The sequence below is a fragment of the Stappia sp. P2PMeth1 genome, from assembly GCF_900185735.1.
In the GTDB taxonomy this organism is placed as follows: Bacteria; Pseudomonadota; Alphaproteobacteria; order Rhizobiales; family Stappiaceae; genus Stappia.
The window spans coordinates 228,520-247,168 of record NZ_FYAW01000017.1 but is presented as its reverse complement, the minus strand read 5'-3'; the positions used below and the strand labels follow the sequence as shown (position 1 = coordinate 247,168).

General features: G+C 64.8%; 22 protein-coding genes. 10 read left to right on the top strand and 12 right to left on the bottom strand.

The features are described 5' to 3' along the window. Positions 1-126 precede the first annotated feature (126 nt). Complete coding sequence (locus tag P2PM1_RS10130; protein WP_186389592.1) at positions 127-825, top strand: glutathione S-transferase N-terminal domain-containing protein; 699 nt, start codon at positions 127-129, stop codon at positions 823-825. Positions 826-849: 24 nt separating this feature from the next. Here P2PM1_RS10130 and P2PM1_RS10125 read toward each other — a convergent pair whose 3' ends face one another. After that, positions 850-1,482, bottom strand: coding sequence for a glutathione S-transferase N-terminal domain-containing protein (locus P2PM1_RS10125; RefSeq protein WP_186389593.1), 633 nt, complete (start codon positions 1,480-1,482; stop codon positions 850-852). Between the two features lie 271 nt (positions 1,483-1,753). On the opposite strand from P2PM1_RS10125, the gene P2PM1_RS10120 reads away from it, so the two are divergent. The 6 genes from P2PM1_RS10120 to P2PM1_RS10095 all read left to right on the top strand — a co-directional run bounded on the left by P2PM1_RS10120 (position 1,754) and on the right by P2PM1_RS10095 (position 6,937). Continuing rightward, on the top strand, positions 1,754-2,329 hold the full coding sequence (locus P2PM1_RS10120; RefSeq protein WP_186398976.1) for a YceI family protein: 576 nt from the start codon (positions 1,754-1,756) through the stop codon (positions 2,327-2,329). A 72-nt stretch (positions 2,330-2,401) separates the two neighbouring features. Then, positions 2,402-2,989 (top strand): cytochrome b, encoded by a 588-nt coding sequence (locus tag P2PM1_RS10115; protein ID WP_186398975.1) that lies wholly within the window; start codon positions 2,402-2,404, stop codon positions 2,987-2,989. Positions 2,990-3,082: 93 nt separating this feature from the next. Then, entirely contained in the window at positions 3,083-3,652 is a 570-nt protein-coding gene (locus tag P2PM1_RS10110; protein WP_186389596.1) for a YceI family protein, read from the top strand. Between the two features lie 137 nt (positions 3,653-3,789). After that, the gene (locus tag P2PM1_RS10105) at positions 3,790-5,424 is read left to right on the top strand and encodes a fumarate hydratase (protein ID WP_186389597.1); all 1,635 of its coding nucleotides are present in this window, start codon (positions 3,790-3,792) and stop codon (positions 5,422-5,424) included. A gap of 325 nt (positions 5,425-5,749) precedes the next feature. Then, positions 5,750-6,340, top strand: coding sequence for a L,D-transpeptidase (locus P2PM1_RS10100; protein ID WP_186398974.1), 591 nt, complete (start codon positions 5,750-5,752; stop codon positions 6,338-6,340). Between the two features lie 360 nt (positions 6,341-6,700). Further along, entirely contained in the window at positions 6,701-6,937 is a 237-nt protein-coding gene (locus P2PM1_RS10095; protein WP_186389599.1) for a hypothetical protein, read from the top strand. 2 nt (positions 6,938-6,939) lie between these two features. Here P2PM1_RS10095 and P2PM1_RS10090 read toward each other — a convergent pair whose 3' ends face one another. Together P2PM1_RS10090 and P2PM1_RS10085 are read right to left on the bottom strand one after the other, a co-directional pair. After that, the gene (locus P2PM1_RS10090) at positions 6,940-7,635 is read right to left on the bottom strand and encodes a L,D-transpeptidase (protein WP_186390078.1); all 696 of its coding nucleotides are present in this window, start codon (positions 7,633-7,635) and stop codon (positions 6,940-6,942) included. 91 nt (positions 7,636-7,726) lie between these two features. Then, complete coding sequence (locus P2PM1_RS10085) at positions 7,727-8,098, bottom strand: gamma-butyrobetaine hydroxylase-like domain-containing protein (protein WP_244293189.1); 372 nt, start codon at positions 8,096-8,098, stop codon at positions 7,727-7,729. A gap of 226 nt (positions 8,099-8,324) precedes the next feature. On the opposite strand from P2PM1_RS10085, the gene moaA reads away from it, so the two are divergent. Both moaA and P2PM1_RS10075 read left to right on the top strand, forming a co-directional pair. Then, positions 8,325-9,326 carry a GTP 3',8-cyclase MoaA gene (gene moaA, locus P2PM1_RS10080; RefSeq protein WP_186398973.1) on the top strand — a complete coding sequence of 334 codons (1,002 nt, stop codon included), beginning with the start codon at positions 8,325-8,327 and terminating at the stop codon, positions 9,324-9,326. Between the two features lie 79 nt (positions 9,327-9,405). Beyond that, positions 9,406-9,666, top strand: coding sequence for a hypothetical protein (locus tag P2PM1_RS10075; RefSeq protein WP_186398972.1), 261 nt, complete (start codon positions 9,406-9,408; stop codon positions 9,664-9,666). 21 nt (positions 9,667-9,687) lie between these two features. Here P2PM1_RS10075 and P2PM1_RS10070 read toward each other — a convergent pair whose 3' ends face one another. Continuing rightward, positions 9,688-10,467, bottom strand: coding sequence for a DUF3306 domain-containing protein (locus P2PM1_RS10070; protein WP_186398971.1), 780 nt, complete (start codon positions 10,465-10,467; stop codon positions 9,688-9,690). Beyond that, entirely contained in the window at positions 10,464-10,979 is a 516-nt protein-coding gene (locus tag P2PM1_RS10065; RefSeq protein WP_186389604.1) for a DUF3305 domain-containing protein, read from the bottom strand. The genes P2PM1_RS10070 and P2PM1_RS10065 overlap by 4 nt, the downstream gene beginning before the upstream one ends. A gap of 253 nt (positions 10,980-11,232) precedes the next feature. On the opposite strand from P2PM1_RS10065, the gene P2PM1_RS10060 reads away from it, so the two are divergent. Continuing rightward, complete coding sequence (locus tag P2PM1_RS10060; protein ID WP_186398970.1) at positions 11,233-13,272, top strand: 4Fe-4S dicluster domain-containing protein; 2,040 nt, start codon at positions 11,233-11,235, stop codon at positions 13,270-13,272. Between the two features lie 49 nt (positions 13,273-13,321). Here P2PM1_RS10060 and P2PM1_RS10055 read toward each other — a convergent pair whose 3' ends face one another. The 7 genes from P2PM1_RS10055 to P2PM1_RS10025 form a co-directional block, all read right to left on the bottom strand. Next, positions 13,322-13,624 (bottom strand): DUF3144 domain-containing protein, encoded by a 303-nt coding sequence (locus tag P2PM1_RS10055; RefSeq protein WP_186389606.1) that lies wholly within the window; start codon positions 13,622-13,624, stop codon positions 13,322-13,324. A 118-nt stretch (positions 13,625-13,742) separates the two neighbouring features. Beyond that, on the bottom strand, positions 13,743-14,969 hold the full coding sequence (locus tag P2PM1_RS10050) for a multidrug effflux MFS transporter (RefSeq protein ID WP_186398969.1): 1,227 nt from the start codon (positions 14,967-14,969) through the stop codon (positions 13,743-13,745). A gap of 56 nt (positions 14,970-15,025) precedes the next feature. Next, positions 15,026-15,928, bottom strand: a complete 903-nt coding sequence (locus tag P2PM1_RS10045) for a DMT family transporter (RefSeq protein WP_186398968.1) — start codon at positions 15,926-15,928, stop codon at positions 15,026-15,028. Between the two features lie 47 nt (positions 15,929-15,975). Then, positions 15,976-16,992 (bottom strand): DUF6352 family protein, encoded by a 1,017-nt coding sequence (locus P2PM1_RS10040; RefSeq protein WP_186398967.1) that lies wholly within the window; start codon positions 16,990-16,992, stop codon positions 15,976-15,978. Further along, complete coding sequence (locus P2PM1_RS10035) at positions 16,992-17,477, bottom strand: DUF6505 family protein (RefSeq protein ID WP_186398966.1); 486 nt, start codon at positions 17,475-17,477, stop codon at positions 16,992-16,994. Before P2PM1_RS10035 ends, P2PM1_RS10040 begins: the two co-directional genes overlap by 1 nt. Continuing rightward, entirely contained in the window at positions 17,474-18,295 is an 822-nt protein-coding gene (locus P2PM1_RS10030; protein WP_186398965.1) for a biotin/lipoate--protein ligase family protein, read from the bottom strand. Before P2PM1_RS10030 ends, P2PM1_RS10035 begins: the two co-directional genes overlap by 4 nt. 58 nt (positions 18,296-18,353) lie before the next feature. After that, a complete protein-coding gene (locus P2PM1_RS10025) occupies positions 18,354-18,545 on the bottom strand; it encodes a DUF6494 family protein (protein WP_186389612.1) in 192 nt (63 codons plus the stop codon). Between the last annotated feature and the right edge of the window lie 104 nt (positions 18,546-18,649).

Sequence of the window (18,649 nt, the reverse complement as noted above, 5' to 3'; positions counted from 1 at the left end):
CCAAGACCAAAATTGCACCGCGAGCGGTTCCGCACCCAAACCGGAGGCCTGTGACGGGAAATCCGCCGAGACAGACCCGCGATGATCCCCTAGAAGCACAGAAAGCTCGCATCAGGAGAAGCACTTATGGCCGCACTCGACAACTTCCCGATCACCCGCCGCTGGCCGGCGACGCATCCCGACCGGCTGCAGCTCTATTCGCTTGCCACGCCGAACGGCATCAAGGTGTCCGCCGCGCTGGAAGAGCTCGGCCTTCCCTACGAGGCGCACAAGGTGTCGTTTGAGACGAACGATCAGATGACACCTGAATTCCTGTCGCTAAACCCCAACAACAAGATCCCCGCGATCCTTGATCCCGACGGTCCGGGCGGCGCGCCGCTGGCGCTGTTCGAGAGCGGGGCGATCCTGCTCTATCTCGCCGACAAGACCGGAAAGCTGATCCCGGCCGATCCGGCCGAGCGCTACCACTGCATCCAGTGGCTGATGTGGCAGATGGGCGGACTCGGGCCGATGTTCGGGCAACTCGGCCATTTTCATCATTTCGCGGCCGACAAGGTCAAGGATCCCTATCCGCGCGAACGCTATACGGCGGAAGCAAAACGCCTGCTCGCGGTGCTGGAGCAGCGGCTGGACGGGCGCGCTTATATCATGGGCAACGACTACACCATCGCCGATATCGCGGTGTGGCCCTGGATCCGCACGCTGGGCGGCTTCTACGGTGCCGGCGAGATCACCGGCCTCGACAAGCTCGCCAATGTCCAGCGCTGGTTCGCCGACTGCTCGCAGCGCCCGGCCTCGGTTCGCGGTATTTCCATTCCCGCCTGAGACCCGCAATCCCATGTCCGCCACTCAGGCGGGCATGGGAATCTCGGCGGAAACACTCGGCACGTCGTAGCCGCGCTGGACCGCTGGCCGCGCCGCAACTTCGAGATACCAGCGCCGGACATTGGGATATTCCGCAAAATCGACCCCCTGCCATGCGAACCGACTGGCCCATGGCCAGATCGACATGTCGGCGATCGAATAGTCGCCAGCTACGAACTGGTGCTCGGAAAGCTGGCGGTCGAGCACGCGATAGAGCCGTCTCGCCTCGTTGGCATACCGCTCTTCGGCGTAAGGCGCCTTGCCCGGATGGAAATGCAGGAAATGATGGGCCTGGCCGAGCATCGGTCCGAAGCCGCCCATCTGCCACATCAGCCATTCGATGACGCGCAGGCGTTCCGGCCCCTCGGGCGGCAGGAACCGCCCGGTCTTGTCGGCGAGATAGAGCAGAATGGCTCCGGACTCCATCAGGCTGACACCAGCCTCCCGGTCGATGATCGCCGGGATCTTGCTGTTCGGCGAAATATGGACGAAGGCCGGCGCGTATTGCTCTGAATTGGTGATGTCGATCGGGAAGACCGTGTAGGGAAGCCCGCTCTCCTCCAGCATGATCGAGACCTTGCGACCGTTTGGCGTGCTCCAAGTGTAGAGATCGATCATGTCCCGCATCTCCGAAAGTTCGAACCCGGCGGGCCTCGATTCTGCCGCCACGCGCCGTTCCGTCCGGACACGGCCAGCGGGAAAGTGCCCGAGCCGGGGGGAACACGCAAGCGTCATACAGTCATGACTCACCGTCTGCTATTGTTCACCGCACGCAGACAGTGAATTCAGCAGGGCGCGGTTGATGACGCAACGCGTTCATACGATTTCCACGGCAGGCCGCCCGACGCGGTCAGCGCCGATCCCTTAACAGCAATGCCAGGAGTTTTTCATGATCCGTCTTTCCGCCGCCGTGCTCGCGGTCGCCCTTGCCGCCGCTCCCGCGATCGCCGAACCGGTTGCCTATGATTTCGACAAGTCCCACGCCAACCTGACCTTCTCGTACAACCATCTCGGCTATTCGACCACGGATGGCCGCTTCGGCGACTGGAACGGCGAACTGGTGATCGATCAGGAGACGCCGGCCAACTCCAGCGTTTCCCTGACGGTGAACGTCGACAGCCTCGATACGTTCTGGGGCGAGCGCGACCAGCACCTCAAGGGCTCCGACTTCTTCGAGGTGACGGCCCATCCGACCGCCACGTTCGTCTCCACCAGCGTGGAGAAGACCGGCGAGAAGACCCTTTCCGTCGCTGGCGATCTGACCATCAAGGGCGTCACCAAGCCGGCAACCTTCGACGTCACGATCAACGCGATCGGCGAACACCCGATGGAGAAGGTCCCGGCGGTTGGATTTGACGCGACCACGGTGGTCAAGCGGTCGGACTTCGGCATGGATATGTTCGTGCCGTTCGTGAGCGACGAGGTGACGATCTCCTTCAGCGCCGAGGCACTGCAGGCCAAGTAAGGTTTCAGGCGGGAGACGGGCGCCTCCCCGTCCGTCTCCCGCATTCTCACGGCAGCAGGAACGGAAGCCGTCATGCAACTGCGCAACACTCGTTCAGGCTATGGTCTTGTCGCCATCCTCTTCCACTGGATGATGGCACTTCTCATCATCGGGCTGTTCCTGTTCGGCAAGTACATGACCGGGCTCGACCCGATGGCGCCGGATACTTTCGCGCTCTACCAGTTGCACAAGTCGCTCGGCTTCGTGGTGCTCGCCCTCGTGCTCGCCCGGCTTGCCTGGCGGCTGGCAAATCCGTCTCCCGCACTGCCCGAAACGATGCCGGGTATCGAGCGGCTGGCGGCCCATCTCGGGCATGCGGGCCTCTATGCGCTGATGCTGGCGATCCCGCTGTCGGGTTGGCTGATGGTTTCCGCCTCTCCCTGGGGAATTCCGACGGTCGTTTTCGACATCTTGCCTGTCCCCCACCTGCCGGTGCCGGACGCTCTGGGCAGCAAGGCGGAAGCGGAGCGTACGCTCAAGGGCCTGCATGAATTGCTGGCCAACGGTCTTCTGCTCCTGGTCGTGCTGCATGTCGCCGCCGCGCTCAAGCACCACTTCCTCAACCGGGACGACGTCCTGCGGCGCATGGTCCGCACCGGAAGCGAGACCCACCCGCGCTGACGCCCAAACCGAGACAGGTACCGCACCGGACCCACAACCGTCCCTCCCGGGAGCGCCTGGACGCGGCACCGTTCAACCACGAGGTTTACCACAATGTTCTCCCCTCTCCGAACTGTGCACACGCACGCCCTCGGCCTGGCGTTCGCCGCGCTCCTTGCGGCTGGTCCGGCCACAGCCAGCACCTGGACTGTCGACCAGGCCGAAAGCAGCCTGTCCTTCGTCGCGACGCAGAACGGCAACTCTGTTGAGGGCCGTTTCCAGGAGTGGACCGCCGAGATCGAATTCGATCCTGAAAACCTCGACGGCTCCCACATTCGCGCGGTGATCAACACCGTATCTGTCGGCACAGGCCAGCCGCAGGTCGACCAGACGCTGGTCAGCGGTTCGTGGTTCGATCCGTCGACCCATCCTCAGGCCATCTTCGAATCGTCGCGGATTACCGCGCTCGGCGACGGGCGTTACGAGGCGGCCGGAGAGCTTTCGGTCAAGGGCAAGGCCGTGCCCCTCACCCTCCCCTTCACGCTGGAGATCGATGGCGACACCGCCCGCGCTCAGGCGGAAGTTCCGGTCCTGCGGCTGGTCTTCGGCATCGGCTCCGACATTCCCGCTTCGACCGTCGGTGACGAAGTCGCTGTAAAACTGGTCATCACCGCCACCCGATAGCAGGTCCTGGGAGCGCGGCGCCCGTCGCGCTTCCCACTACTGGCGGGCTGCGGCGCAAGTCGACTTGGCGGGAGGCGACGGGATGGCGTACAAGGCAACCCAACCTATCCACCTCAGCTTCCAGCCAAGGCAGATCGATGTCCGAGACCACCCCTCCCGACTATCGCCATTCCACGCTGTTTCCCCTGGGTGCGGATCCCACTCCCTACCGCAAGCTGACATCCGATCACGTCTCCACCGCCACCTTCAACGGTGAGGACGTTCTGATGGTCGCGCCCGAGGGCCTCCGCATTCTCGCGGAGGAAGCCTTTGCGGACATCAATCACTACCTGCGCCCCGGACACCTTGAGCAGTTGCGCAAGATCCTCGACGATCCCGAAGCGACCGAAAACGACAAGTTCGTCGCCTTCGACCTGCTGAAGAACGCCAACATCTCCGCGCATGGGGTGCTGCCGATGTGTCAGGACACCGGCACCGCCATCATCATGGGCAAGAAGGGTCGCCGCGTGTGGACCGACGGCAGCGACGAGGCGCGGCTCGCGGAAGGTGCACGCGACGCCTACTTCAAGAAGAACCTGCGCTATTCGCAGCTCGCCCCGCTGTCGATGTTCGAGGAAAAGAACACGTCCAACAACATGCCGGCCCAGGTCGAGCTCTACAGCGAGGGGGACGATGCCTACAAGTTCCTCTTCATGGCGAAGGGCGGCGGTTCGGCCAACAAGACGTTCCTCTATCAGGGCACCCCGTCGTTGCTGACCCCGGACCGGCTGGTCGAGTTCATCAAGGAGAAGATCCTGACGCTCGGCACGGCCGCCTGTCCGCCCTATCACCTTGCCATCGTCATCGGCGGCACCTCGGCGGAGATGACGCTGAAGACCGTCAAGCTCGCCTCCGCGCGCTATCTCGACCAGTTGCCGACGGCCGGCTCCGAATTGGGGCATGCGTTCCGCGACCTGGAGATGGAAGAGCAGATCCACAAGCTGACGCAGGCGACCGGCGTCGGCGCGCAGTTCGGCGGCAAGTATTTCTGCCACGATGTCCGGGTCATCCGCCTGCCGCGCCATGGTGCATCGCTGCCCATCGGCATCGGCGTGTCCTGCTCGGCCGACCGCCAGGCGCTCGGCAAGATCACCCGCGACGGCATCTATCTGGAGCAGCTCGAGCGAGAGCCGCACAAGTACATGCCGGAGGTGACCGACGACACGCTCTCCGATCATGTGGTGAAGATCGACCTTACCCGGCCGATGCCGGAGATTCTCGCCGAACTGACGCGGCACCCGATCAAGACCCGCCTGTCGCTGAGCGGCCCGCTGATCGTCGCCCGCGACCTTGCCCACGCCAAGCTGCGCGAACGTCTGGAAAGCGGCCAGCCGCTGCCGGACTATTTCAAGAACCATCCGATCTATTACGCCGGCCCCGCAAAGACGCCGGAAGGCTATGCGTCCGGCTCGTTCGGCCCCACCACTGCCGGCCGCATGGATGCCTATGTCGATCAGTTCCAGGCAGCCGGCGGCTCGATGGTGATGCTCGCCAAGGGCAACCGCTCCGCCCAGGTGCGCCGTGCCTGCCAGGCCCATGGCGGCTTCTATCTCGGCTCCATCGGCGGCCCGGCAGCCCGCCTTGCTCAGGACTGCATCAAGAAGGTCGAGGTGGTCGAGTTCCCCGAACTCGGCATGGAGGCGATCTGGCGTATCGAGGTCGAGGACTTCCCCGCCTTCATTGTCATCGACGACAAGGGCAATGACTTCTTCAAGGAGTTGAACCTCGGCTGAAGCTGAAATCCCTTGCCCCATTCCGGTGTGACGGCGGCACCTTGCCCCCTTGGGCGGAAAACTCACGATCATGTGACCGCCGTCACGCCAACCCTCGTCCGTTTGCGGCAGTTTCTGTCCTGTCGAGACCTTTGCATTAACTGCATTGCAAGGGACAATGGGAAGTATCGTCGACGAGCCAGATCGGCAGGCAGTGCCACGCGGACCCCTTGCCGAAGACCTTTCGGCAGCCTCGCCTCCCCATCAGGGACGGCATCGGCTTCCACCGCGGTGTAGCATGGGGTCAGTGGCTGGTTCGCATGACCATCGGATGGGGAACCTGACTATGCGCTTTTTCAAACTGCTTGCCGTGACGTTCGTCGCCGCGACCATCGCGACGCCTGCGGCTGCGAACAGCTTCTTTGATCCCGCAACCCGCAAGTGGGTGGAATACAACCCCCACGGCACGCAGAGCGGCAAGTCGCCGATCCCGCGGGAACGCATCCGTTATGACGGCCCCCACGCGCCGGGCACGATCATCATCGATACGGGCGAGCGCCGCCTGTACCATGTGCAGGAGAATGGCCGCGCGATGAAATACGGCATCGGCGTCGGCCGCGAGGGCTTCCAGTGGGCCGGCACCCAGCGGATCACCCGCAAGGCGGAGTGGCCGGGCTGGACGCCGCCGCCGCAGATGCGGGCCCGCGAACGTGCCAAGGGCCGCGTGCTGCCGGCGCATATGCCGGGCGGACCGAACAACCCGCTGGGCGCCCGCGCCATGTATCTCGGCAACACGCTCTACCGGATCCACGGCTCGAACGAGCCCTGGACCATCGGTACCGCCGTCTCATCCGGCTGCATCCGCATGGCCAACGAAGATGTGATTCATCTTTACGAGAACGTCGATATCGGCACCCGTGTCGTGGTCAAGCGCTGAGCCTCACGGGTTCCAGCGGTCTGAAGGGGCTGGCGGGTTCGCCGGCCCCTTTTGCATTGACCGGCAACCGACCAGCGGCGATCCTGAGCCGGATCGGGCATAAGCACGCGCAGTTGGGGCCGCGCGGTTGAGGCACGGATGGCAGCCATGGCCGGGTACAGGTGGTCACATCGGTACGAAACTGCCGGACGGCCGCGCCGGCTCATGGTGATGATCGGCCTCGGCTGCCAACTGGCTGTCCTACCTCCCGACGGGCCGGGGCCGGCAAGCGCCCAGCAGGACACGGCGCTGGCCCAACGCGGCGAGGCCTTGTCACGGCTTCACTGTGCCCGCTGTCACGTGGTGACTCCGGAGAACCGCATGACGGGCATCTCCTCCACCCCGTCCTTCATGATCATGATCAGCGCGCTTGAAGACTGGCACGAACGCTTCGAGACCTTCCTCGCGCGACGCCCGCATCCGGCCCACCTGCGCTTCGAGAACGAGCCCGAACGCCCACCCGACAGTCCGGCCACCCTCGCTGAGGTCGTTCTCACCTCCGACGATCTGGAAGCGATCCTCGCCTATGCGGAAACGCTCGCGATCAGCTTGCGCTGATCTCAGCCGAGCACAACCACCTTGGCTCCGACATTCACCCGGTCGTAAAGATCGATGATGTCCTGGTGCCACATGCGAATGCATCCTGACGATGCGTTCGTACCGATCGAGCGGGGCTGGTTGGTGCCGTGAATGCGGTAGAGCGTGTCCACGTTGCCCTGCCACAGATACAGGCCCCGCGCGCCGATCGGGTTGCTTGGGCCACCCTCCTGACCGTCCCGGTACTTTTCAAGCGACGGGTCGCGGTCGATCATCTCGGCCGGCGGAAACCACTTCGGCCACTCCCGCTTGAAACGGATCGTCGCATCGCCCGACCAGGCGAAGCCGGCCCGGCCGACACCGATCCCATAGCGGATCGCGGTGCCGCCCGGCTGGATGAGATACAGAAACTTGGCGTGAGGATCGACCACAACCGTCCCCGGCTCGTGCCGGCTGACATAACGCACCGTCTGCCGGAGATATTTCGGGTCGAACTCTTTCCAGGGAATGGCCGGGATGTTGAAGCCACCGTCGCGCCGGGCCGCATAGGCCAGCGCATAATCGGGCTTGCCCTCGGTGGTGATTTCCAGGCCCGCGTTGCGGATCGCCCCGCCCTTGCTCTGGCAGGCAGCCAGAAGCAGCGGCAGACCAATCAGCAGCGCGCGGCGGCTCAACCCCTTCGCTTGTCCGGCTTCGCCTAGCCCGAAACCCGGGGTCATCGCTCCATCACCGCTCACGATCCGCACTCTCCAAAATGATTCTCTCAAATTAACTATGCCGATGATTCCGCACACCTGTCGACGCTCCGATTCAACGCTTCGGCTCGCGTGAGAGCCCCTTCTCCTCCAGTTCGCGCAGGTAGCCGCCCCAGAGCTCCTCGCGGTCATGGGCAAGTTTCAGGAAATAGTCCCAGGAGAAGATCCCTGTATTGTGCAGATCGTCGAAATGAAGGCGCACCGCATAGTTGCCGACCGGATCGATCTGGAGAATTGCGACCTCCCGCTTGCCGGGCACGGTCTTGCGCTGAGCCGGCGAATGTCCCTGCACCTCGGCGGAGGGTGAGCAGACGCGCAGGTATTCGGCGGAAAACTCGTGCGCCGCACCGCTGTCGAACGTCACGGTCAACCGCTTCCGATCCTTGCTCAGACGGATCTCGGTCGGCCAGGGCTTGCTGTCGGTCACGGTGCCAATCCTTCCGGGTTGCGTTGTCTTGCGTGCCGGCGACGATAGTGGCGCCTCGGCAAACTGCAAGGGCAGGTGTTGGTCGCCAGCATCTCCTGCGCGCGCACAATTGACGCAACTCTTCTTTCCGCTACCTTCATACCCAAATGGGAGGAGGCCGGATGCATCAGGCATCGGGATCCGCGTATCACGAGGCCGGACCAACCGACCGAGCGAGGAACACACGATGTCCCAGCAGATGATCGACCCGTTCGGGCGAACAGTCAGCTATCTCCGCGTTTCCGTCACCGACCGCTGCGACTTCCGCTGTGTCTACTGCATGGCCGAAGACATGACCTTCCTGCCCAAGCGGGAGGTACTGACCCTTGAGGAACTCGACCGGCTGTGCTCGGCTTTCATCGTCAAGGGCGTGCGCAAGCTGCGTCTGACCGGCGGCGAACCGCTGGTCCGCAAGAACATCATGAGCCTGATCCGCTCGCTCTCGCGCCATATCGACAGCGGCGATCTCGAGGAGCTCACGATCACCACCAACGGATCGCAGCTCGCCCGGTATGCAGCGGAACTCAGCGACTGCGGCGTGCGGCGCATCAACGTCTCCATAGACACGCTCGACCCGGCCCGCTTTCGGGCGATCACCCGCTGGGGCGACCTTGCCAAAGTCATGGATGGCATCCGCGCCGCCACCGAGGCCGGCCTGTCGATCAAGATCAACATGGTCGCCCTTAAAGGCGTGAACGATCATGAGATTGTTCCCATGATCGAATGGTGCCACGGCAACGGCTACGATCTGACCTTGATCGAGACCATGCCGCTCGGCGAGATCGAGGAAGACAGAACCGACCAGTATCTCCCGCTTTCGCTGGTTCGTGCCAATCTGGCAGAGCATCTGACGCTGGAGGACATCCCGTACAAGACCGGCGGTCCTGCCCGCTACGTGCGCATCGCCGAGACCGGCGGGCGTCTCGGCTTCATCACACCGATGACCCATAATTTCTGCGAGAGCTGCAACCGCGTCCGCATCACCTGCACCGGCATGCTCTATATGTGTCTCGGCCAGGACGACAGCGCGGACCTGCGTGCCGCGCTCCGGGCTTCCGAAAGCGACGCCCTTCTCCACACCGCTATCGACGAGGCGATCGGCCGCAAACCCAAGGGCCACGACTTCATCATCGATCGCCGCACCCGCCAGCCAGCCGTCAGCCGTCACATGAGCGTAACCGGCGGCTGAGATGGCGGCGGCGCGCGATAGTCGGCAGTCACGCCCGCGAGGGATCGACGGTCGCGGCGCAAGGATTGCCGCTCTCGCGGTGGCGGTCTGTCTGGCCGCGGCGATGGTGTGGATCGGCAAAGTCGGGTTTGCCGGCGTTGCCATGACACCGTTCGAAGGTGACGGCCCCGTTCGCGCCGGACTGGCCCCGGGCGCCGATCCTCGGCTTGACGCCTGTCTTGCCGAGCGTGTCGGCGCGGTCGATCAGATGCGCCGGGATGGGCTGGTCGACGCGGCGCGCTACGACACGTTCCGGGCGCGCGCCGTCAGCTATTGCGAGGCTCAGTTTCCGCCGCAATAGGCTCGCCGCCGGGTCGTCTCGTCAGGTGAAGCGGACCCGTCGCCGCGCGGGACGGACAGGCTCTGACTCGGCAGACGAGTGCGGACGCACCGTGTCGTCAGTCTCGCGGGTCGCCGGCGCGGCGAGTTGGAGACCCGCCTCCCCGCGCTCGTCTTCCCCTTCGCTTGCACCCGCCACCTGGTCTTGCGGATCCTCGCCTCCGCGCTCGGCAGCGTCAGGGAGCAGCGCCTCGGCGCGCTCCGGTGTGTCCTGCACGGGTTCACCGGAAACGAGGTCACCGGAAGCGAGGTCACCGGCACGGTCCGGAGCGGGCACTCCGTCGACGCTGTCCGCGACCGCCTCCAAGTTTTCGTCGACTTCGGCCATCCAGCCATAACCCTTGCCAACCTGCCAGGACGAACGGACGCCGTGCGCGAAGGTCTCGACCTTGCGATAGTCCTCGTCGTAATCGTTGAGCCCATCAAGGCAGGCCAGCACAGGGTTCGACCGCCACAACCTGCGCAAGGCGGCATTTTTCAGTTGGGTGGAAACTCCGTCCTTCAGAAAGACCGAATAATCGGATTCAAAGCCGAGCGTCTCCAGATCGACGGACTCGGCCGCGGCCTGGTTGGCAGCGGCAGTCTCCTCCTGCGAAGGCCTTTCCAGCGCCGCGTCGCCCTGCGCAGTGGTATCGGCATCTGCCGCCCCAGCCGGCTCCATCCCCGCCAGATCGTCACTCCCAGCGGTTCTCTCCTGCTGTCGTGCCGCCTGCTTGCGCTGCGACCACCGCGACAAGAATCCGCTGTCGGCCTCTCTCGTCACTGATCCCGCTCCTCCTTGCGGCCGAGCGGCGAGAAGATCGGCTCCTTGCCGAAAATCTGCTTCTCCAACTCGACACGGTCGCGGCGGCGCTTGCGGAAGGCGGGCGCCTCCGGCAGGGAGCCAAGATACTGGGCCATCCAGGCGACCGTTTCCCGCGGCATCGGCACGCGCTCGACGAGGCCTTCGGCACTGTCGAGTACCCCTTGCGCCTCGTACGGATCCGCCGTCACGCCGCGCACCCTGTAGGGCGGATTCCTCGCCACGATCTCGTCGTCCAGCATCGCCCATATCGACGGCTCGCCGGTCTCGATATTGGCGTCATAGGCCTCGACCATCTTGTGATGCAGGACCAGCATGTGCGGTGAAGACAGGTAGCGGGTGACGCCGTCCTGGTCCTGGATCACCGTCCAGCCTTCGGTCGGCGGCGCATCGGGGATCACCTCGACGACCGCCCAGGACCAGTCCGCCCATTTTGACGGCGATGGGCGGCGTTCGAGCACGATACCGAACATCGCTGTCACTTCCCTGTGCACCTGACTTCCTCCCGGTAGACCGCAGTCCGGATGCTCTCCTCGAGAGTATGACTCTGGAGCACACGCGCGGCAAAGACAATCCGGCCCCTCCACGGCGTTCGCCTGCCACTGGACTTGCGTCCTCCAGGCGAAAGGGGAAAACTCTTCGTAACTGCGCTAGTGTCCGGCGGAGCAATCATAAGGCGCGGCGGCTTGCCAGACAGGCTGAGGCCGTATGCCGGGGAGGAACGACATGGCTTCGAGCAACCCCAGAATCCTGCTGTGCAATTGCGAGAAGACCATGCGTCTCGACGCGCACCGCATCGCCGGTCTGGAGAAGGACCACATCCTCCACACCCAGTTGTGCCGGGCGCAGATGACCTCCTTCGAAAAAGCGCTCGCGACCGGCGAACCGCTGCTGGTGGCGTGCACGCAGGAGGCCCCGCTTTTCCAGGAAATCGCCGAGGAGCGCGGCGCCGATCAGGATCTCTCCTTCGTCAACATCCGCGAACGGGCGGGCTGGTGTCCTGCCTCAAGCGATCCGCATCCGAAGATCTCCGCGCTTCTCGCCGAAGCCCTGACGCCGGTCGAACCCGCCGTGTTGCACTCGATCGACTCGGACGGGGTCTGCCTCGTCTACGGCGCCGGCCAGCAGGCGCTCGACGCGGCGCGGGCGCTGGAGGGGCGACTGTCCGTCTCGCTACTGCTCAGCGACGCGTCCGACATTCTCCTGCCCAGCACTCTGGAGATCCCCGTCCATGCCGGCCGCATCCGCACCGTTGCCGGTTCGCTCGGGGATTTCTCGGTGACCGTCGACGGCTATGCCCAGATGCTGCCCTCTTCGCGAGGAGCCCCGTCCTTCGCGCTGCCGCGCGACGGAGCGAAGGCGACATGCAGTCTCATTCTCGACCTTTCCGGAGACACTCCGCTCGTCAGCGCGCCGGCAAAGCGCGACGGCTATGTCCGCGTCGATCCGGGCGCTCCGGCGGCGGTGGCGCGGGCCCTGTTCGACGTGGCGGACATGGTCGGCACCTTCGAGAAGCCGCTCTATGTCACCTATGACGCCTCGATCTGCGTGCATGGCCGCTCCGGCAAAACCGGCTGCACCAACTGTCTCGATGCCTGTCCCGCCGGCGCGATTTCCAGCATGGGACGCGAAATCGCCATCGACCCGGGCATCTGCGGCGGATGCGGTTCCTGCGCCGCCCATTGCCCCACCGGGGCGGTCAGCTATCGCTATCCCGATCGCCGCGGCGAGATCCGCCGCCTCCAGGCTCTCATCGGCACCTATCGCGAGGCGGGCGGCAGCAACGCGGTGCTTCTCGTCCATGACGGCCAGCATGGCGGCGACCTGATCAACGCGCTCGCCCGCTTCGGCGAGGGATTGCCGGGCAATGTCCTGCCGCATGCCGTCCACTCGGTCACCAGTTTCGGCCATGACGCGATCCTCGCCGCCACCCTTGCCGGCGCAAGGCGCGTCGTCTTCCTCTGTCCGCCGACCAAGGCGCACGAACTCGATGCGCTGCGAATGGAAATCGAGCTCTGCGAGAGCCTGCTGTCCGGCATGGGCTACGACGCCGCCGAGATGTTCACCATCGCCGTGGAAGACGATCCGGACCGTCTCGATGGACACTTCGCCCTGCCCGCGCTTGGTCCCGCCATCAGGCCGACAAGCGTCGACCCGGTCGGCGGCAAGCGCGATGTTGCGCGCAGCGCCATTGCCCGTCTGCTGGAAGGCGCCCCTTCGGCGCAAGACATCATCGCCCTGCCCTCGCATGCGCCCTATGGCCGGATCCGCATCGCCGCGCAGGGCTGCACGCTGTGCCTTGCCTGCGTCTCGGCCTGTCCCACGGCGGCCCTGTCCGACAACCCCGACAAACCGCAGGTGAGCCTGACGGAAGCCGCCTGCGTCCAGTGCGGGCTTTGCGCCAACACCTGTCCGGAGCAGGTGATCACGCTGGAGGCCCGCTACAACGCCACGCCGGCTGCGATGAGGCCGCAGGTGCTGCACGAGGAGGAGCCGGCCACCTGCGTGTCCTGCGGCAAGGCCTTCGGCACGAAAGCCTCCATCGCCCGCATCCGCGAAAAGCTCTCGGGCAAGCACTGGATGTTCCAGCGCGCCGAGCAGATCGCCCTGATCGAGATGTGCGACGACTGCCGGATTTCGGCTCAGTGGGAGATGGAGGACACGCCGCTGCGCGGCGGAGCGCGCCCAAGGGTTATCACCACCGACGACTATCTCGCGCTCGACAGGGAGGCGCTGACCGCGGAGGACTTCCTGAAGGACAGTTGACGACCCACCGGTTCGCACAGCGTGGTGAACAGCGTCTCCCGAACAATCCTCAGGCGCTGCCGGCCGGCGGGTCGAGTTCCGGATCCGCGAGGTTCTGGCGCAGCATCTCGCGATAGCTCTCCACCATCTGAGTGACGAACTCCTCGTGATCCTCGACCCCGATCACCGCCTTGGCGACATGCGCGTTGTAACGCGCGGCGGCCCAGAGGAAGGCCATTTGCAGGTCGGTGGCGGCGATCTTGCGGTTCTCGCGATTGGCCAAGTCGATGAACCTTGCGGCCACCTGCAGGAAGCCTGTCGTGTCGAGCGTCCCCGTCGCACGACCAGCGCGCCGATCCTGTCTGTTGGTCATTGGCTTGTCCTCGCTTTCGGCCCCGTCGTGACGGCGCGGCGCCCGGTTTTCCGCGTTCGTGTCTCCCCCGGCCGGCAACCCGCGGCCCGTGCTTCCCGAACCACTGGCCGGGCGTTTCCTAACAGTCGGAGGGCTCCAGCAGACGTGCGACGACCCCCGAACCGACCGCGATGCAGCAGCAGACGGCCATGACCAGAACCAGCGGCCAGATCGTGCCCGGCCACAGTACGCCGGACAAGAGCCAACCAACCAGCGCCGACGTGATCGCGCCCGCGCCGATCTGCATGCTGCCGGTGAAGCCCGAGGCCGCGCCGGCAAGATCCGGGCGAACACTCACGGCACCGGCAATCGCATTTGGCAGCGACATGCCGTTGCCGAGCCCGACCACGAACATCGGACCGAACAGCGACAATGGATGCAGGTGCCCCATCCAGAACGCGGCCGCGATCGCCAGCACAGCGACGCTCAGGACGGCATTGCCGCCATTGATCATCCGGCCGATGCCGATCCGGGCGGAGAACCGGCCCGACGTCCAGTTGCCGATGATGTAGCCACCAGCCACCAGCATGAAATAGAGGCCATAGGTCGACGGCGTCATGTGCAGCAGTTCGGCGGCAATGAAGGGAGCTCCGCCAAGGAAGGAGAAGAACACCGCCGACGTGAAGGCGGAGGTCATCGCATAGCTCATGAACAGCGAGGACCGGGCAAGCACGGCATAGCTCTGCGCCAGCCCCCTCAGGCCGCCTCCCGCCGGCGTGCGGTTGTGGTTCGTCTCGTGCAGTTCGAACCAGGCCCAGACGAAGACAACGATGCCCAGCACCACCATCAGATAGGAACTGGTCCGCCAGCCGAAATTCTCGTCCAGAGCGCCGCCGAGCGCCGGTCCGATCATCGGCGCCACCGCCAGCCCCATCGTCACGTAGCCGATCATGCTGGCCGCTTGGCTGCGATCGAAGAGATCGCGCACGATGGCGCGTCCGAGCACGATGCCGGCGCAGCCGCCGGCCGCCTGCAGCACCCGACCCACCAGCATCGTCTCGATCGTATCCGCCAGGGTGCAGACGGTGCTGCCGAGAATGAAGATCGCCAGCCCCCACAGCAGCACCGGTCTGCGGCCGTGCCGATCCGACAACGGCCCGATGCCGATCTGGGCGACGGCAACGGCTGCCAGATAGAGCGACAGCGTGAGCTGCACCATGCCGGCAGTCGTCTCGAAAATGCCGACCAGCGTCGGCATCGACGGCAGGTAGATATTGAGGGCAAGCGGATTGACGGCTGAGACGGCAACAAGAAGCGCGATTGTCGGGCGCCGCTCCGAGAGTGCCGGGGAGAAGGGTTTTGTCATAGGAACTGCTTTACGGCGTGCGAAGCGTGAATGGCAAGTTTCGGCAGGTCTGAAAGTCAGCGCGGCAGGTCCGCCGTCGCGGCCGGGCCGGCCGCGTTGAGCTTCTTGCGCTCGCGCATCAGGCTGTACAGTCCGGTGGCAACGACGATGGCAATGCCGGCAAGCGTCGGCAGGTCCGGAACATCGCCCCATACGACAAAGCCGATGATGATCGCCCAGACGATGATCGAATAGCGGAACGGAGCGACCAGCGAGATGTCACCGATGCGCATCGCGTTGATGATGGCGACAAATCCGATGAGAATGAACAGAGCGGCCGCCGCCAGGAATGTCAGGTCCAGCAGGGTCGGCACGACCCATGTCTCGCCCAGCGACAGCGCCATCCCGGTCACCGTGACGCCGACCAGGGTCGCGAAAGTGACGCCGAGTGTCGGCACGCTCTTCGGCAGAACGTTGGTTGCGAGGTCGCGCAGCGCCATGAAGAGCACGCTGGCGAGCGCAATCAGGGCCCATGCGTTGAACCCCTCCATGCCCGGACGCACGATCAGCAGCACGCCGCAAAAACCGACGGCGATCGCGGTCCAGCGTCGCCAGCCGACCGGCGCTCCCAGGAACACGGCAGCGCCCGCCGTGACCAACAGCGGCAGCGCCTGCAGGATGGCCGTTGCGTTGGCGATCTCCATGTTGAAGAGCGCCGTGAGATAGAGGACGGTCGCCGTCACCTCGGCAAACACCCGCAGGCCGACAATCCGGTTCACCAGCAGAGAAAACCGCCGGACCTCGCCGTTGAAAATGGCAAGGGCAAGAACCAGGACCAGCGCCATCATTCCGCGCACGAACATGATCTCGCCAAGCGGCAAACGCTCGGAGACCAGCTTCACGAAACTGTCGTTCACGATGAACCCGGCCATGGCAAGCATCATGAACAGGATGGCACGGCCGTTTTCCGAGGCGATCATGGCAGGGGTCCGGTGGCTTGCGGGCGTAACGACCGCGGGCGGGGCAGTCAGTTTCGGCGCCGAACTGGCAGGTTTGTCAATAGGTTCTGCGGCTTCATGCGCACGATATTGTCCGCTCCCATTGCCAGCCCCATCCAGACCGGCTTGCCGCGCATGCTGTCGATGGCATCGCCCCGGCTGTCGAAGTCGAGACGGAACAGGGCGACGATCCGACCGAGATCTTCATCCCCGACCGGTTTTCCCTCATAAAGGGCATTGAGGATGCGGGTCGCCTCCGCGTCCAGTCCGACATGCCAGGACCAGCGCTCGTCGCGGATCGATTGCTGCGGCTGGATGCGGACCGAAACGCCATGGAAATGGGCGATCCAGCTTTCCAGAACCCTCGCGAAGGCATCGAGGGCCGGTTCGGTGAACCGGACGTCGATGGCCGTATCGAAGCGGTCCGAACGGTCCCAGTAGATCGGGGCATTGTCTTCGGTCAGCACATCGAGCGAGACGGAGGGCAGCGGCGTGCCGGCTTCGGCCAGCAATGCCCCCAGGCCTCCCAGACCGCCGGTGCGCGAATAGGTCTCGACAGTTTCGGCATCCGCCAGCATGAGTTGCCCGTCCGCCGTGGTTGCCGCCTGCTCGCGGAACAGCAGTTCGCCGGCGCGCAAACGCAGAGGATCGGCGACCTTGCGCAGGATATTGTGGGCGATGAGGTGCACCAACTGATCGATGAACATCGGCGGAATCGCGATGCCGTTGCCCGCCTGGAACAGGGCGGCATAGCCGCTTTCGATGCTGCCATGCGCCAGCAGGTGATCCCGGAACCGCAACACGATACGATAGTTGTCCGCCGCGTCCGGGTCCGCGATGGCCGCAAGGTCCTGTTCGCCGACGGGAGCGAAAGGGTCCGCCATCAGCCTCTCGAACAGGCGGTGCTCGGCGGCGCAGGAGTCTTCCACCGGGTGGAGTTCGGGCCGCGTGTAATAGGCGCGCAGGAAATCCGGCGTCACGGCGAGATGGCCATGCGCGTCACGCGTCAGGAGATGCATCCCCGAGGACTTCCAGAATTGCGGCATCACTCGTCCTCGGACACGTCCCAGATCCGGGCATGGGACCCGTCGCCCGCGCGCTCCACCAGGTGCAGGCTCTCGCGGATCGATCCGTCCTCGTCGATCTCGCGGCTGATCGCCAGCAGCGCATCGAGGTCCAGTTCCGCGGCAATTTCGGCGGCGTCGTCCAGTTCTGCCTCGGCCACCGGCCGCGCGGCCTCCAGAGACGGAGCGCCATGTTCGGCGACGAAATGCTCCGAAAGTCGCTCGATCAGCCGCTCGCGCTCCCCGTCTGGCAGGTCGGCCGGGGTCGCGAGCGTCGCCCAGCCGAAATTCTCCAGAGACAGGAACCCGGAAACGAAGGCCTGGCGCAGTTTCCCGGTCAGCCCCTCATCCGTATAGGCGCGGAACGCGAATGTTCCGGGGATCACCCAGTCGCCCGCCTGCGCCGCCTGCGGGAACACTTTCGTGTCCGACACATCGAGCCGGATCGCCTTCAGCAGCCGTGTCATCGGTCAGTTACCTCACTGTGGAGTGCCAGCGCGGCATCCAGGCTGTCGAGCCGGTCAAGTTGATCCAGGTGCCGATCGAGCGGCACCGCCACCACCGTCACCGGTTCTGCATCCATTGGCCTGAGGAGCAGGTTTCCGGCTTCGTCGAGCCCCAGAAACGTGCCACGCAGGTCGCCATCCGGGTCGGGCAGCACGACCTCACCCTTATAGCCATCTGCCCGAAACAGCCAGTTCTCAAAGACCGGGCCAAACCCCTCGACCTCCCAGGTGTGGAGCCACGTCATCAAGTGGCGCGCCAGGGCCTCCACCGCGAGCGTGCCATCGAGATCCGCCGCCCCCTCGTCGGAAAGGCTGGTCAGATGCGGGATCTCTCCGGGCTCCACGTCTCCGCCAACCGGAGCGAGGCGCATCTCGATGCCGACCACCAGCCACAGCGGCGCGCCCTCCTCGTCCAGGTCTGCCGACTGCCGGAACCGGGCCCGTCCGACCCGCGCTCCGTTCGCACGCAGCGTGGCTGGCCAGACATAGGTCAGGGCAACTTCCGGCGGGATGAGCGTGCCGATCGCATCTGTGCTCGCGACCATGGCAAGAAACAGCATCTCGGCGCAGCGCGTGGGCGGCACATCAGGTTCCAGCACAAGGGCGATCCGCAGGTGGCTCCGGCTCTCGGACCACAGCAGGTCGCCGGCGGAGTAGCGGCCGGCTTCCGCGCCGGAGACCGCTGCGTCGAAAGGGTGCTCGCAAGCTGGCCTCCTGTGCCCGGCCAGCAAGGGCGGCAGGCGTGGGTCGGAAGGCGCTTTGTCCTTTTGTTCCGGCACGATGCAGGCATTCCTTCAAAAAATGATTCCGCAGCCTCCCGACAGGTCCGGCAAGGTCTCAGCCGAGATCGATCTGACCTGTCACAACATGTTCGAACTCCTGTCCATCCAGTGTCAGCACCACCCGGGCGGACAACGTGCCCGTCGTCAGGCCGGCCTCGCGAACATGAGTCTCCAGCGCCTGTTGCGAGGTGACGCCGACCTGCTTGAGGAACTTCCTCAGAGACATGTTGAAGGTCTCGTCGTTCATGATTTTCTCCTGATGCCTGGGGCGGGGCAAAGGCGAAACCTTTCGCCCGCCTCCCGTTGAGATTGTGAATCACCAATCTGCGATGAAGAGTCCGCGCAGTCGAG